Here is a 13,823-nt window from a genome sequence, read left to right as displayed (position 1 = left end):
GGATGGAGGGCCGATGCGGGCGCTGGGGTTGGGCTCCGAGGGCACGGCAAGGTGCCCTTCGTAACGCGCTGTCTCCCCGAGACGGCGCCACCATCGCGTTCTCGGGCCCTGGCGCGGCCGAGTACGCCACGGCGACCGCGCACCGCCACCCGAGCGTCGAGGCCGTCGTGGTCGGGCCCCAGTCGCGCCCGTCCCGCACCGTCGACACGTACGTCATTGCCGAGGGCGTGCCCGAAATGAAGGACGATGCGCTCATCGCCGAGCTGCGCAGGGCACGCCAATGGACGGCCGGGCGCGGACATGTCGCGATGGTGTGCGATGTGCTGAGGCCCCACGAGGCCGACGACCACGACCACTGGGACAACGTGCAGGCGCGCGTGCTGTTTGGCGGTGGCATCCGCACCAAAGCCGAGATCCTCGACGTGCTGTGGGAAGCGGGCCTCGCCCTCGACGACGTCACGACAGTCGGGTGGGGCTACAGCCTGTGGCGGTGCACCGCAGTCGCGACGCTCGCCACACGCTGATGCCCAGCGCCCTCGCTACTCCGGGTAGGTCTGGCTCCAGATCTCGGAGCCGTCGGGGTTGAGGTAGGTGTACGTCACCTGCTTCTCACCGGTGACGCCCTGGGCCTCCATCGCGGGGAACACCACCGAGTTGACGAGCTCTTCGAGCGCGGAACCCTGCGACTCGAGGCCCTCGACGGCCGCGTCGGGGTCCAGTTCCATCGAGTACGTGTAGATGTACTCGATGGATGCTGGCGGCGTGGTCTCGATGGTGACGTCCGCGTACAGGGCGTCGAGACTGTCGGCGAACTGCTCGAGCGCGTCGCGCTCCAACTGGGCGTACTGCTCGAGCGCGCTGGCGTTCGGGTCGACGTCCCCGGAGCTGTCGGCTTCGGCCGTGTTCGTGGGCTCAGCATCGTCAGTGGGCGCGGCGGAATCCGTCACCTCGGGCTCGACGGTCTGCTCGACGCCCGTCTCATCGGTCGTGGGCTCGACGACCTCCGGGTCAGACGAGCACCCCGCGAGGAACGCGGCCAGCGCGAGCACCGAGACAGAACGAACAAGGGCAGTGCGCGGCGCACCACAAGACGTCATGTTTCCCCCTAAAGAAACCGGAACGCCGCCAACCTAGCATTGCCAGGCTGGCGGCGCATCGGCCCTTTGCAGGGAAAACTCACGCGGGGTGATACGGCGAGACCACCACGTCGACGCGCTGGAACTCCTTGAGGTCCGAGTACCCGGTGGTCGCCATCGAGCGACGCAGGGCACCCATGATGTTGGTGGTGCCGTCGGCGCGGTGCCCGGGGCCCACGAGGATCTCCTCGAGGGTGCCGGCCGTGCCGACCTCCACGCGCTCGCCGCGGGGCAGTTCGCCGTGGTACGCCTCCTGGCCCCAGTGGAAGCCGTGGCCGGGGGCCTCGGACGACCGCGCCAGAGCGGCGCCCAGCATGACGGCGTCGGCGCCGCACGCGAAGGCCTTGATGAGGTCACCGGAACGACCCAGGCCGCCGTCGGCGATCACGTGCACGTAGCGGCCGCCGGATTCGTCGAGGTAGTCGCGGCGCGCCGCGGCCACATCGGACACTGCTGTCGCCATGGGGGCGTGAATGCCCAGCGTCGCGCGGGTGCGCTGCGCCGAACCGCCGCCGAAGCCCACGAGCACACCAGCCGCGCCCGTGCGCATCAGGTGCAGGGCGGCCTGGTAGGTGGACGCGCCGCCGACGATGACGGGCACGTCGAGGTCGTAGATGAACTTCTTGAGGTTCAGCGCCTCGGCATCGCTCGAGACGTGCTCGGCGCTGACGGTCGTGCCACGAATGACGAACAGGTCCACGCCAGCCTTGAGAACCGTCTGGTAGTGCTCCTGCGTACGCTGCGGGCTGAGCGCACCGGCGACGGGCACGCCAGCGGCGCGGATCTCCTGCAGGCGGGCAGCGATCAGCTCGTCCTTGATGGGCTCCTTGTACATCTCCTGCATGCGCGCGGTCGCGTCAGCGGGATCGAAGCCGGCGATCTGCTTGAGCAGCGGCTCCGGGTCCTCGTAACGCGTCCACAGCCCCTCGAGGTCCAGCACGCCAAGGCCGCCGAACTTGCCCAGCGCAATCGCGGTCGCGGGGCTCATGACGGAGTCCATCGGAGCGGCAATCACCGGGATGTCGAACTGGAAGGCGTCGATCTGCCAGGAAAGACTCACCTTGCCCGGCGCCCGCGTGCGCCGCGAGGGCACCACCGCGATGTCGTCGAAGGAGTATGCGCGGCGGCCACGCTTGCCGCGCCCGATCTCGATCTCGTTGCTCACGGGCCCAGCCTATCGGCCCGTCGCGGCGCACAGCAGTGTCGGTGGTCCGTGCCACAGTGTTCTCATGAGCTGGCTAGAAGAGACCATGGTGGGGTTCGACACCGAGACCACGGGTGTCTCCACGGATCATGATCGGATCGTGACCGCGGCGGTCATCACGCGCACGGGCGGCGACGTCTCGACACGCACGTGGCTGATCGACCCAGGCGTCGAGATTCCCGCGAGCGCCACCGCCGTGCACGGCATCACCACCGAGCAGGCCCGTGCGGAAGGCAAGCAACCGGCCGATGCGCTCGAAGAGATCGCGTCCGTGCTCGCTTCCGCTCTCACGGCGGGCTTCCCCGTGGTCGCGTTCAACGCTCAGTTCGATCTGTCGCTGCTCGAGTCCGAGCTCGCCAGGCACGGCCTGGCCTCCCTCGCCTCCCGCATCCCTGGCGGCGTGGTCGCCCCTGTGGTCGACCCGCTCGTGCTCGACCGTCACCTCGACCGCTATCGCAAGGGCAAGCGCAAGCTCATCGACCTGTGCACCATCTACGCGGTGCCGGTGGTCGCGGATGACCTTCACGCCGCTGATGCCGACGTCCTCGCGACCCTCGAGCTGGTCCAGGCGCTTGGCGCAGCGCACCCCGCCATGCGCGAGTCTCACCTCACGGACCTGCACACGCAGCAGATCGAGGCGCACCGCGCGTGGGCGACCAGCTTCTCCGCGTTTCTCAAGTCCAAGGGCGTCACCGACGACCTGCCGCGCACGGCGTGGCCCGTCGCCGTCGCCGAAACCCGTAGTGAGCCCGCCGAACTGGGCGCTGACTCCCTGTTCTGACCTCACTGGCGCGCGGCTGTCCGACGCGGGGCTAACGTGGAGGGCATGACAACGACGTCACCTCGCGCCGACCTGTCCGGCGGCCCACTCGACGATGCTCGCGCCCAGCTCGCGGCGGCGATCGCCCACCTGGGAGTCAGCGACGGCATCCACCAGATGCTCGCGACCAGCAGGCGCGAGATGGCGGTGTCGGTGCCGCTGCGCCGCGACGACGGCTCGATCGCGACGTACGCCGGGTTCCGCGTGCAACACAACTTCTCACGCGGCCCCGCCAAGGGTGGTCTGCGGTTCTCGACCGCCGTCGACCTCGACGAGGTGCGCGCGCTGGCCATGTGGATGAGCTGGAAGTGTGCGCTGGTGGACGTGCCCTACGGCGGCGCCAAGGGCGGCGTCGCGATCGAACCGCGTGACCACTCGATGGCCGAGCTGGAACGGGTGACGCGCCGCTACACCTCCGAAATCCTGCCTATCATCGGCCCCGAGGTCGACATTCCCGCACCCGACATCGGCACCGACGAGCGCACCATGGCCTGGATCATGGACACCTACTCCGCCTCCGTGGGCCATACCGTCCCCGGCGTGGTGACGGGCAAGCCCGTGAGCCTTGGTGGCTCCCTAGGCCGTTCGATGGCGACGTCGCGGGGTGTGGCACACGTCGCGCTCATGGCGATGGCTAGTCGCGGGATCGAGCCGGCAGGCGCCACCGCCGCCGTGCAGGGCTTCGGAAAGGTCGGCCGCGGTGCGGCCCGCCTGCTCGCCGAGGCGGGCGTGCGCGTGCAGGCCATCAGCGACGTGGACGGTGCCGTGTGGAGTGAGGCAGGCATCGACGTCGCGCGCCTAGGTGACCACGTCGACGAACACGGCTCCGTGGTGGGCTTCGAGGCAGCGCAGGTACTCGATCCCGCTGCGCTGGTCACGCTCGACGTCGACGTCCTGGTGCCTGCCGCCGTGGAAGGCGTCATCACCGGGGCGAATGCGGCGGACGTCAAGGCCCGCATCATCGTCGAAGGCGCTAACGGCCCCACCACCAACGAGGCGGACGCAATCCTGGCGGACACGGACGTGATGATCGTGCCGGACATCCTCGCGAACGCGGGCGGCGTGATCGTGTCCTACTTCGAGTGGGTGCAGGCCAACCAGGCGTACCAATGGACGGAGCGCGAGGTCAACGAGCGGCTCGAGGAGAAGATGACGCGCGCCTGGCACGACGTGGTCGACTACGCGGGAGTGCACGGGTTGTCCTACCGCGAGGCGGCGACAGCGCTTGCGGTGCGCAGGGTGATCGAGGCCCACGAGCTGCGGGGCCTCTACCCCTAAGCCAGGTTGGTCACTTTGACGGCTCAGGGGCCGATCGGGCGCAAGGGTTGGTCACTTGGTGCTTACTCACGAAGCCGGGCATGGCGCGGCAAGGCGAGCACCAAGTGACCAACCTTCGCCGAGATAGGCCCGCAGGGCCGCAGAAGTGACCAACTTTGGCTAGGTGGTGAGGACGCGCACGAGCATGGTGAGCGAGACGACCACAATCAGCACCCGTAGCACGAGCGGATTCACGCGCAACAGTATGTGCGAGCCGATGTAGGCACCCACCAGCTGGCCGCAGACCATCGCGCCGCCGATGATCCAGATCACCTTCCCCGCGAAGGCGAACACGATCAGCGAGGCGATATTGGTCGCAAAGTTCAGCGTCTTAGCGATCGCGGTGGAGCGGCGCAGAGGCAGCGCACGCAGGGCCACACCTGACAGTGCAAACAGCGAGCCAGTACCCGGGCCGAACGCCCCGTCGTACGCGCCGATGGCGGGCACCACGGTCGACTCGTAGGTGGGATCGGACATGCGCGGCTTGGCCGGCGGCTCGTGCGACTTGGGCACCAGCAAAAAGTACGCGGCAATGAGCGCGAGCACGATGGGGATCACGATCTCGAGCGCATCGGGAGAAACGAACAGGATGGCGATCGACCCCGCGGCCGATCCCAAGAACGCCCACAGCATGGGTACGCGCACGTCACGCCATCGCACCCCGTGCTTGCGGATCACCTGGAAGGTAGCCATCCCCGTCCCCGCTGGTGCCTGCACCTTGTTGGTACCGAGCGCCTGCAACGGCGGGACGCCAGCGAGCAGCAGCGCGGGCACGGTGATGAGCCCTCCCCCGCCGGCGAGCGTGTCGAGGCAGCCCGCGACGAGCGCTGTCAGAGCGAGAATGACGAGCAGTTGCCAGGTGACCTCCACGGATCAGCGCCGGGGTGCGCCGGTCACGTCAGCGACCCGAGTAGTTGGGCGCCTCGACGGTCATCTGGATGTCGTGGGGGTGCGACTCCTTGAGGCCAGCAGGCGTGATGCGCACAAACTTGCCCTTGGCGCGCAGTTCGTCGATGGTGCGGGCGCCCACATAGAACATGGACTGCCCCAGACCGCCGACCAACTGGCGCGAGACATCGTGGAGCGAACCCTTGAACGGCACCCGACCCTCGATACCCTCGGGGATGATGTCGTCGTCGGAGGGCGCATCGGACTGGAAGTAGCGGTCCTTCGAGTAGGACACGCGGCCGCGCGAGGCCATCGCTCCCAGCGAGCCCATGCCGCGGTAGAGCTTGAACTGCTTGCCACCCACGAGCACCAGGTCACCAGGTGCTTCAGCACAACCGGCGAACAGCGAGCCGAGCATCACCGACTCGGCGCCCGCGACGAGCGCCTTGGCGATGTCGCCCGAGAACTGAAGACCGCCGTCGGCGATCACGGGAACGCCCGCGGGGCCCGCCGCCTTGTAGGCCTCGTAGACCGCCGTGACCTGGGGCACGCCCACGCCCGCGACCACGCGCGTGGTACAGATCGAACCGGGGCCCACACCCACCTTGACGGCGTCCACGCCGGCGTCGACGAGTGCCTGCGCGCCCTCACGGGTGGCGACGTTCCCGCCAATCACCTGCACGTGCGACGTCGCGGGGTCGGACTTGAGACGGCGGATCATGTCGATCATCGCCTGAGCGTGGCCGTGCGCGGTGTCGACCACCAGCGCATCGACGCCAGCCTCAACGAGCGCACGCGCCCGCTCAAAGGCGTCACCGAAGAAGCCGACGGCCGCAGCGACACGCAAACGGCCCTGATCGTCCTTGGTGGCCTTGGGGTACTGCTCGGACTTCACAATGTCCTTGACGGTAATGAGCCCCGTGAGGCGCCCGTGATCGTCGACGAGCGGCAGCTTCTCGATCTTGTGCTGGCCCAGGAGCGCGGCGGCCTCGTCGTTGGACATGCCCTCGCGCCCGGTGATGAGCGGCATGGGGGTCATGGCCTCGCGCACCTTGCGCGACGCGAAGTCACGGTGGTCGATAAAGCGCAGGTCGCGGTTGGTGATGATGCCCAGCAGCGTGCCGTCCTCGTCCACCACAGGCAGTCCGGAGACGCGGTACTTGCCGCACAGTGCATCGAGCTCGGCGAGCGTGGCATCGGGCCCCACGGTGACGGGGTCGGAGATCATGCCCGACTCGGAACGCTTCACGATCTGCACCTGGTGAGCCTGGTCCTCAATGGACAGGTTGCGGTGCAGCACGCCAATGCCACCCTGGCGAGCCATGGCGATCGCCATCGTCGCCTCGGTCACGGTGTCCATCGCCGCGCTCAGCAGCGGAATCGACAGTCGGATCTCGCGCGTGAGGCGGGTCGAAGTGTCCACCTCAGAGGGAATCACGTCGCTCTGACCGGGCAGGAGCAGGACGTCGTCGTAGGTCAAGCCGGTGAAGGCAAAGGGATCGTTCTCGGTGGGCGCCATTCGACGATTCTACGGAACCGCCCGCCCCCACAGGAACTCGCCGGGGGAATGCCTGCGAGCCCGTGACCGTTCCCAGTCCCACCACCGAAAATGACGAGACAGTGAAGGCTTCCTTTGGGACTTCCCATCCCGCGAACTTCCAGGTATGAATGAGGTAGTGCACAAACCGTACCTAGGTTGTTTCCCGGTTTGGAGAGGCCGGGCCGCAGCGTGAAGACGGGGAGATGCACCCGTGCGGGTCCGGCTCAATGGCGAGCCGGATCCGTTTCCCAACACTATGAGATGGGGGAGCGATGGACTCGGTAGCGAAGCTTCCGGCACCGACGCAGGATCAGTGGGAGTGGCAGTACGAAGGGGCGTGCAGGGAGGCCGACCCGGACCTGTTCTTCCATCCCGAGGGCGAGCGCGGCGCCGCTCGCCGCCGAAGGGCAGAGGCGGCCAAGCAGTATTGCGAGCGATGCCCCGTCTTGGAGACGTGCCGCGACCGATCGCTGATGGCACGTGAGCCCTTCGGGGTGTGGGGCGGAATGAGCGAAGACGAGCGCCACGCGGTGCTCGCGGGAAGGCTCAAGAAGGCCAGCTGACGCGATCGACGTGGATCGCGCCAAACGAAAGGCCCCGGAAGATTGCTCTTCCGGGGCCTTTCGGCTGTGGGGGGACGGCTTAGCCGACCACGCCCAGCAGGTCACGAGCGGACAGGATCAGCAGGTCCTGGCCGCCGTACTTGACCTCAGTGCCGCCGTACTTGCTGTAGATGACCTTGTCACCCACCGCGACGTCGAGCGGGATGCGGTTGCCGTTGTCGTCAACGCGACCCGGGCCCACCGCGAGGACCTCGCCCTCCTGGGGCTTCTCCTTGGCGGTGTCCGGGATCACGAGGCCGGAAGCGGTGGTCTGCTCGGCGGCTGCCGGCTTGACCACGACCTTGTCCTCAAGAGGCTTGATAGAGACCGACACTGCGGACCTCACCTTCCATTTATCCAAGTTCTTCACGTGGATCGTGGCCCGCATCGCATCCCGCCGTCGCGGGGGTCAGGACTCGGCGCGGGCGCCACGCGCTCCATGGTGGAGCAACGCCCAATTTAGCACTCGTGCCAGTCGAGTGCTAACCCTGGAGGACGGGGTTCGCCCACCGTGAAATGGTGCCGTGAAAGGATTCCGGCATGGACGTCGCCCTGGCCCGCTTGCTCACCTCTGCCCAAGGGCTCGCTCTGCTCGATGCCCTCCCGCCGTACTCCCCCACGGACGCCGAGCGCATCGGCCGGGAACTGCGTGCCGGCGGCATCGCCGGCGATCTGGTGGCCGCCGTGCTCACCCAGTCGCGGTTGCGGGCGGCCGCGAGCGCCAAGTTTGGTGACTTCGCCGCCGGAATGCTGCTCACCCAGGACGGACTCGAGCAGGCCACGCGCCTTCCCGTTGCTGCGCTGCATGCACAGCGCTTTCGGGGTGCGGGCATCACCACCGTCGCGGACCTCACATGCGGGATCGGTGCCGACGCCATGGCAGCGGCCGCCCTGGGACTCGACGTGACCGCCATCGAGATCGACGAGCCGACCGCGGTGTTCGCCGACCACAACCTCCGCCACTGGGATCACGCCCGCGTGGTGCATGCGGACGCGCTTGACGTGGCCGCGCACCTCGAGGTCGAGGGAGTCTTTGCCGATCCCGCCCGGCGCACCGCCCGCGGGCGCCGCCACGACCCGCGCGACTACTCCCCCGCACTCGACGCCGTCCTTGACCTGTTCCCTCGCGTGGGTGCGCTGGGCGTCAAGGTGGGCCCCGCGATCCCGCATGAGGCGATCCCCGAAGGCGCCGAGGCCGAGTGGGTCAGCGTTGACGGCTCCGTCGTGGAGGCCGGCATTTGGCTCGGCTCCGTCGCCACCACGCCGGGCCATGGGGCGCTCGTGATCGACGGGCAAGGCGCGCACCGTCTCACCGGTTCGACGCATCGCGCGGACGCGGGAGAGCTCAGCGACTACCTCTACGAGCCCGACGGCGCGGTGATCCGGGCGGGGCTCATCGGCGAACTCGCCACGACCATGGGCGCGCACTTGGTCGACCCGTCGATCGCGTACCTGACCACCGACACTCCCGTCGCGACTCCATTTGCTCGCGGCTACCGGATTGCGGAAGCCCTGCCGTTCAAGGTCAAGCCGCTGGCCGCCGCTCTTCGCGCGCGCGGCATCGGTACGGTCGACATTAAGAAACGTGGCGTCGACGTGACCCCGGAGCAGCTGCGTCCACAACTGAAGCTCAAGGGAAGCGAGCGGGCGACGGTGATCCTCACGCGCATCGGCGACCGGCGAGTGGCCCTGCTCGCGGACCCCCTCTAGCCCCCTCCCCTCCCCCACGAGGCAAGTGATGCTCACGCATCGAGCGTGATTTGCCCCACGAGGCAAGAGACGCTCACACGCCGGCCAAGAGAGACGCCGCGAGGCAAGCCATGATCACGGCGATCACCGCGTCGAGCACCCGCCACGCGCCTGGCCTCGCGAGCACCCCCGACAGCAGTCGCGAGCCGTAGCCAAGGCCCACGAACCACGCCACCGACCCGGTCATCGCGCCAGCGGCGAACATCCAGGGCGCGACCTGCGTCGCCGCGACGGAACCCAGCAGTAGCACCGTGTCCAGGGAGACATGCGGATTGAGGGCTCTTCACAGATGAGGGTGTAGCGCGGGTCTGAATCCGCCGGTCTCGAGGAGTGTTCGGGTGATGTAGTGCTCGAGGTTTCGGAAACCGAGTGCGGAGCCTCGGAGGTGTTCGAGCCGGCCGTTGATGGCCTCGGTGGGGCCGTTGGAGGTGCCGGGGTGCTCGAAGAAGGCCAGGACGTCGCCCTTGCGGCGGTTCAGGGTCCTGCCGAGTTTCTTCAGTTCCACGAGGCAGGCGGGCACTCCAGTGCGTAGCGACTCGATGAGTTCGGTGAGGATCTGCTTGCCCTGGGAGCGCTTCGTGGAGCGGTAGGCCGTGATGAGCTGCTGGTAGATCGTCCAGGTGACCTCGACCTCGACGTGCTCGTTTGCGGCGAACAGAGCTTCGAGTCGGTCCCATTGGCGGTCGGTGAGGAGTTTGGCACCGGTGTGCAGGATGCGGCGGGACATGTAGAGCGGGTCGCCGGTCATGCCGCGGCGGCCGTGAATGGACTGTTGGGTACGGCGACGACACTGGTCGAGGGCGTCGCCGGCGAGCCTCACGACATGGAACGGGTCCATCACAGCAACCGCGTGAGGCACTTCCTCGGTGGCGGCGGACTTGAAGCCGGTGAAGCCGTCCATCGCGATGACCTCGATGTCGTCGCGGAAGTGTCGTGGCTGATCGCTCAGCCACGTCTTGAACGTCTGCTTCGATCGCCCGGGGAACATGTCGAGTAGCCGAGACGGTCCGGTCCCGTCACGCACGGGGGTGAGGTCGATGACGACGGTCACGTACTTCTCACCCCAGCGGGTGTGTCGCCATACATGCTCATCGACGCCGATCACGGCGACACCGTTGAAGCGGGCCGGATCGTTGATCAGCCGTCGGTGGCCTTCGGTGAGGATCGCGTCGTTGGCGGTGTTCCACGCGACCCCGAGGTTCGCGGCGATCCGGGAGATGGACATGTGGTCGACCACCAGGGCCTTGAGCGCCCAGGCCAGCCCGCCGCGCGAGAGCTTCGAACGCGGCTCGGCCACTGCAGTGAGGTCTTCGAGCCAGAACCTGTCGCACGGCTCGCACCGGTAGCGGCGCACCCTGACCAGCAGCGTGGTCGGGCGGTCGCCGAACGGGTCGTGTGCCAGCTCGCGAGTGACCGTCCCTCGCGATCGCGCAGACTCCTGGCAGCCGCGGCAGATGTCATCTATGACGCTGACGCGACACTCGAGCACGGCGTGGCGGGCATCAACATGCTGACGCGTGACCGTCAAGCCGAGTTCGTCAAGGCTGCAAAAGGTGGTCAGGTCCGCAGGGCCAAAGGTAACGTGAGACAAGTCGAGGTCTTTCAGATGGGCTGTGTCAGAACTTCCATCATGGAGGACCTCGACGTCTCTCCAGACACCTCTCAGGCGAACAGGCCTACACCCTCATCTGTGAAGAGCCACATTGATCTAACACCTACCCCTGGAGGAACCATATCTGCGGGCAATGCGATCGAGCGGCGCCCTGGAGGCCGACCTCCATCCCGCGGGCCGCAGACAACTCCAGTGGGCACGCCCCTCAAAGGTCCACCTTCCAGGTGAGGGGCTTGTTGGTGAAGTACTGTTCTCTGCCCTCTGACCCGGACAGGAAGAACACCAGCCTCCCACCGGGCTGGCAAGTGAGGTGGTAGAGATGGGGGTCGCCTCCCAGGACGGGATCGTCGCGCTTGGCTCGGAAGGCGACATGTGCCTCGTTGGTCGCCGGGTCCCAAGTCCAGAGGCGTACATTGCCATAGGCCTCGGTCCAATAGAGTTGCCCGCCGCACCACTGAGGGCTACCCGTCTCGGCGGTACCCATCGGCTGGGTTGACGTGCCTCGCGAAATGAAGAACTCAGTCTTGTAGTAATCAAGGCTGGCGTCTGGTGGCCCCTCGGTCCACGCGAGGTACTCCCCCGAGGCGGTTGCCTGGAGCAGACAGTCGTCTACCGGATGGTCAACGACCGCTTCTTGGTCCGTGACCGAGTGCGCGTCGTAACACATGGAGTCCTCATCGCGGGTAAGGAATGTCAACGTCGAGTAGTCAGTCTCGAACCACCCCAGTTCGGGCGAACCCGAAAAACACGCAACCTCGTGGTCCCCGCTGGGGCGCGTAGGGTCGCTTACGTCCATGGCCCTCAGACAGGGATTACCTGGTTCGAGGTCGGCATAGAAGAGCGTCTCGCCAAGAACGGCGTACTCAATGTAGTGATCGCCACTCCACAGCACGCTGCTCTCACCGGATTGGGGTGTCCACCTCACGAACGAGTAGTCGGTGCCCCCGTCACGGCTGTAGCCGAAGAACACCGTGTCGCCCACGATGAAGACCTGTTGGGCGATCATCAAGGACCCAAGGGGGTAGAAATACGTCGCGTCAGGCGTGTAGGCCACGATGCGAGGCACATTGACCTGATCGTTGACGATCATCTCATCACTGACGGCTTTGATGTACTGACCCCGCCGATCAAGTTCCCACAAGGGCGTCAACGGCAACACCGTCATGTACAGGTCCGCGGACGTGGGCCCAGGCAACGGCTGACGCCCCGTTGAGGAGTCACCGAACTCCCCCTCAGCGCCAGAGCTACCGATCACAGCCGAAGGGTCAGGCTCGGCAGACGTGGTGTTCCCAGGCGGTGGGCTGGGCACTGAACCGTCGTCCGCATCGCAGCCGCCCACACTCAGCGTCAGTGCCATCGCCACTGCCACACACGCCGCACTGGCCAACGATCGCGCCGCCGATGCTCGCCACCTCATCATGCACCAAAGTTCTGCTGGGGGTGCTTGACGGTTGCCGCATAGAGTTCCCGGTAGCCAACGGTACGAGACCCCGAAGTGTGGTTGCCGTCGGCCCGATAGTCACGTTCGTCATACGGTTCAAAGATGACGATGGAGTTCCCGCCGTCGGTGTAACCGCGACCCACCTGGTAATGGCCGCCGTGATCGAACGCAAGGTACTTGAAGTATGCCTGCTCTAGCAACACATGCTCGATAATGGGAGCTTCGTGGTGGAACAGTTGTGTGACGTGCATGGACCGGAACCAACCGGCGGTGCGGCCCGCGAGCGATATCACCGCATACTTGCCCGCTCGGCCATCCCACGTGGTGCTGGCGTTGACCTGCGCGACCATGTTCGCTATCGACGTCCCCGCCGTGGTGGTGTGAAGTAGGTTTGCCCAGGTCTGTTGTGAGTCCTTCCCATCCGTGTCACCTGGGTCTGCCCAGTCGATCATCTGCAGCACCGCTGGCCCGCACCAATATGACCGCTCCTGCTCGACATTCTTACCCGACATTATGAACGCTGACTTCGCAGGCACTCCCACATTCCTCAAGACCAGATCCCCCGACGTGGCGCCGGCAGCCACCTCGTCAAAAGCCTCAACCTTGCCAACCGCGAGGCGCGCATCCATTATCTGCGCATTCTGCCTCGCCTCCAACTTATCTGGGGACAGCGACTCAAGGTACTGAGCCAGTGCGTGGAACTCTGGGTCGCGGGGAATGCCACCCTCGACGCCGAGTAGCCCATCAATGTAGTCAGACCACTCGATACTTCCTGGCGTCAAAGCCACGAAGCCAACTTCGGTGCAGAAGTTGTGCCCGTCAATGCTCGTGCACTGAATGATGTCTGACCACAGCGGGTCGGTACTTGCCGTTGCCGATGTGCCCAGCAATGTCGAGATAACGCCGACTGCACCGATCAACGGCACAAGTCCCGGTCGAAGCGCTTCTTTCATCATTCCCGTCCCCTCATGCGGCGCATTCGTCATTGTTCAAGGGGACTTCCCGCGCCACGGTACAAGGATCCACCCCATCCCACCGGGACCAAGGTCCCTCGACAATGAATGCACTGAGGCGCGGCACAAGCCCTCATTTTCGCGCCACTTGCCTTGCTTTTTCCAAATGGCGACACACGACGCACGAGCATCATTTGCGACAACTATATTCGGGCGACGGAAGGGCAAGGGGTGGGCCCAGTCTCGCCGTCGACCAGCGCCCCAGAGAGCCTCAGTCGAACGGAGGAGCCGCCCTAGCCGCGCAGCAGCCTCGACACCATTTGCTGACTGGTGCCCACCTCGCGAGCGATCGCAGTCTGCGACATTCCTGACTGAGCAAGCGCCCTGATCTGCGCGATCTGCTCAGAGGTAAGCGTCCCCGCGCGGCGGGATGGCCCGCCTCGGCGACCGGTCATGATCGAGTCGACGCTTGCCCGCGAGATCCCGACAGCGGCCGCCACGTCCACGCGCGGCTCCCCGGCCTCAACGCGTCGCCGTACCTCCGCCACCTGGGCCTCCGTG

At 66.5% G+C, this 13,823-nt stretch carries 14 protein-coding genes and 1 pseudogene; 5 read left to right on the top strand and 10 right to left on the bottom strand.

Annotated features, from left to right (window positions below):
* Positions 1-2: 2 nt before the first annotated feature.
* Positions 3-524, top strand: a complete 522-nt coding sequence (locus ACK5NO_RS09680; protein ID WP_416812467.1) for a hypothetical protein — start codon at positions 3-5, stop codon at positions 522-524.
* A 15-nt stretch (positions 525-539) separates the two neighbouring features.
* Here ACK5NO_RS09680 and ACK5NO_RS09675 read toward each other — a convergent pair whose 3' ends face one another.
* Both ACK5NO_RS09675 and ACK5NO_RS09670 read right to left on the bottom strand, forming a co-directional pair.
* Positions 540-1,097: a hypothetical protein gene (locus tag ACK5NO_RS09675; protein WP_416812466.1), complete on the bottom strand. Its 558-nt coding sequence runs from the start codon at positions 1,095-1,097 to the stop codon at positions 540-542.
* Between the two features lie 79 nt (positions 1,098-1,176).
* A complete protein-coding gene (locus tag ACK5NO_RS09670) occupies positions 1,177-2,301 on the bottom strand; it encodes a GuaB3 family IMP dehydrogenase-related protein (RefSeq protein ID WP_416812465.1) in 1,125 nt (374 codons plus the stop codon).
* A 64-nt stretch (positions 2,302-2,365) separates the two neighbouring features.
* Here ACK5NO_RS09670 and ACK5NO_RS09665 point away from each other — a divergent pair, with 64 nt between their 5' ends.
* Together ACK5NO_RS09665 and ACK5NO_RS09660 are read left to right on the top strand one after the other, a co-directional pair.
* Positions 2,366-3,121 carry an exonuclease domain-containing protein gene (locus ACK5NO_RS09665; protein WP_416812464.1) on the top strand — a complete coding sequence of 252 codons (756 nt, stop codon included), beginning with the start codon at positions 2,366-2,368 and terminating at the stop codon, positions 3,119-3,121.
* A gap of 45 nt (positions 3,122-3,166) precedes the next feature.
* Positions 3,167-4,438: a Glu/Leu/Phe/Val family dehydrogenase gene (locus tag ACK5NO_RS09660; RefSeq protein WP_416812463.1), complete on the top strand. Its 1,272-nt coding sequence runs from the start codon at positions 3,167-3,169 to the stop codon at positions 4,436-4,438.
* Between the two features lie 159 nt (positions 4,439-4,597).
* Here the strand turns inward: ACK5NO_RS09660 and ACK5NO_RS09655 are convergent, their stop codons facing one another.
* Together ACK5NO_RS09655 and guaB are read right to left on the bottom strand one after the other, a co-directional pair.
* Positions 4,598-5,347 (bottom strand): TSUP family transporter, encoded by a 750-nt coding sequence (locus ACK5NO_RS09655; protein ID WP_416812462.1) that lies wholly within the window; start codon positions 5,345-5,347, stop codon positions 4,598-4,600.
* Between the two features lie 28 nt (positions 5,348-5,375).
* Positions 5,376-6,884 (bottom strand): IMP dehydrogenase, encoded by a 1,509-nt coding sequence (gene guaB / locus ACK5NO_RS09650; protein ID WP_416812461.1) that lies wholly within the window; start codon positions 6,882-6,884, stop codon positions 5,376-5,378.
* 293 nt (positions 6,885-7,177) lie between these two features.
* Here guaB and ACK5NO_RS09645 point away from each other — a divergent pair, with 293 nt between their 5' ends.
* Positions 7,178-7,468, top strand: a complete 291-nt coding sequence (locus tag ACK5NO_RS09645; protein WP_416812460.1) for a WhiB family transcriptional regulator — start codon at positions 7,178-7,180, stop codon at positions 7,466-7,468.
* Positions 7,469-7,547: 79 nt separating this feature from the next.
* On the opposite strand, the gene groES is transcribed toward ACK5NO_RS09645, so the two are convergent.
* Positions 7,548-7,841: a co-chaperone GroES gene (groES, locus tag ACK5NO_RS09640; RefSeq protein ID WP_416812459.1), complete on the bottom strand. Its 294-nt coding sequence runs from the start codon at positions 7,839-7,841 to the stop codon at positions 7,548-7,550.
* Between the two features lie 206 nt (positions 7,842-8,047).
* Between groES and ACK5NO_RS09635 the strand changes: the two genes are divergently transcribed.
* Entirely contained in the window at positions 8,048-9,217 is a 1,170-nt protein-coding gene (locus ACK5NO_RS09635) for a THUMP-like domain-containing protein (RefSeq protein ID WP_416812458.1), read from the top strand.
* A gap of 73 nt (positions 9,218-9,290) precedes the next feature.
* Here the strand turns inward: ACK5NO_RS09635 and ACK5NO_RS09630 are convergent.
* From ACK5NO_RS09630 to ACK5NO_RS09610, 5 genes and pseudogenes are all read right to left on the bottom strand, one after another.
* Positions 9,291-9,533: pseudogene (locus ACK5NO_RS09630) on the bottom strand (LysE/ArgO family amino acid transporter); the annotation flags it as partial.
* A gap of 6 nt (positions 9,534-9,539) precedes the next feature.
* Positions 9,540-10,847: an ISL3 family transposase gene (locus tag ACK5NO_RS09625; RefSeq protein WP_416812457.1), complete on the bottom strand. Its 1,308-nt coding sequence runs from the start codon at positions 10,845-10,847 to the stop codon at positions 9,540-9,542.
* Positions 10,848-11,073: 226 nt separating this feature from the next.
* Positions 11,074-12,288 (bottom strand): hypothetical protein, encoded by a 1,215-nt coding sequence (locus tag ACK5NO_RS09620; protein WP_416812456.1) that lies wholly within the window; start codon positions 12,286-12,288, stop codon positions 11,074-11,076.
* A complete protein-coding gene (locus tag ACK5NO_RS09615; RefSeq protein WP_416812455.1) occupies positions 12,285-13,295 on the bottom strand; it encodes a C39 family peptidase in 1,011 nt (336 codons plus the stop codon). Before ACK5NO_RS09615 ends, ACK5NO_RS09620 begins: the two co-directional genes overlap by 4 nt.
* A gap of 260 nt (positions 13,296-13,555) precedes the next feature.
* Positions 13,556-13,823, bottom strand: a 268-nt coding sequence (locus ACK5NO_RS09610) for a helix-turn-helix domain-containing protein (protein WP_416812454.1), incomplete at its 5' end; no start/stop codon positions are given.

This window comes from Demequina sp., assembly GCF_047975725.1.
Lineage (GTDB): Bacteria > Actinomycetota > Actinomycetes > Actinomycetales > Demequinaceae > Demequina.
Note: the sequence above shows the minus strand (reverse complement) of the source record. Positions and strands in the feature narration are given on the sequence as shown.

Excerpts from the sequence above, each read along its gene's own strand:
- guaB (WP_416812461.1), bottom strand. The coding sequence starts at position 6,884 with ATGGCGCCCACCGAGAACGATCCCTTTGCCTTCACCGGCTTGACCTAC.
- ACK5NO_RS09665 (WP_416812464.1), top strand. The coding sequence starts at position 2,366 with ATGAGCTGGCTAGAAGAGACCATGGTGGGGTTCGACACCGAGACCACG.
- ACK5NO_RS09660 (WP_416812463.1), top strand. The coding sequence starts at position 3,167 with ATGACAACGACGTCACCTCGCGCCGACCTGTCCGGCGGCCCACTCGAC.
- ACK5NO_RS09645 (WP_416812460.1), top strand. The coding sequence starts at position 7,178 with ATGGACTCGGTAGCGAAGCTTCCGGCACCGACGCAGGATCAGTGGGAG.
- ACK5NO_RS09620 (WP_416812456.1), bottom strand. The coding sequence starts at position 12,288 with ATGATGAGGTGGCGAGCATCGGCGGCGCGATCGTTGGCCAGTGCGGCG.
- ACK5NO_RS09635 (WP_416812458.1), top strand. The coding sequence starts at position 8,048 with ATGGACGTCGCCCTGGCCCGCTTGCTCACCTCTGCCCAAGGGCTCGCT.
- ACK5NO_RS09675 (WP_416812466.1), bottom strand. The coding sequence starts at position 1,097 with ATGACGTCTTGTGGTGCGCCGCGCACTGCCCTTGTTCGTTCTGTCTCG.
- ACK5NO_RS09680 (WP_416812467.1), top strand. The coding sequence starts at position 3 with ATGGAGGGCCGATGCGGGCGCTGGGGTTGGGCTCCGAGGGCACGGCAA.
- ACK5NO_RS09615 (WP_416812455.1), bottom strand. The coding sequence starts at position 13,295 with ATGACGAATGCGCCGCATGAGGGGACGGGAATGATGAAAGAAGCGCTT.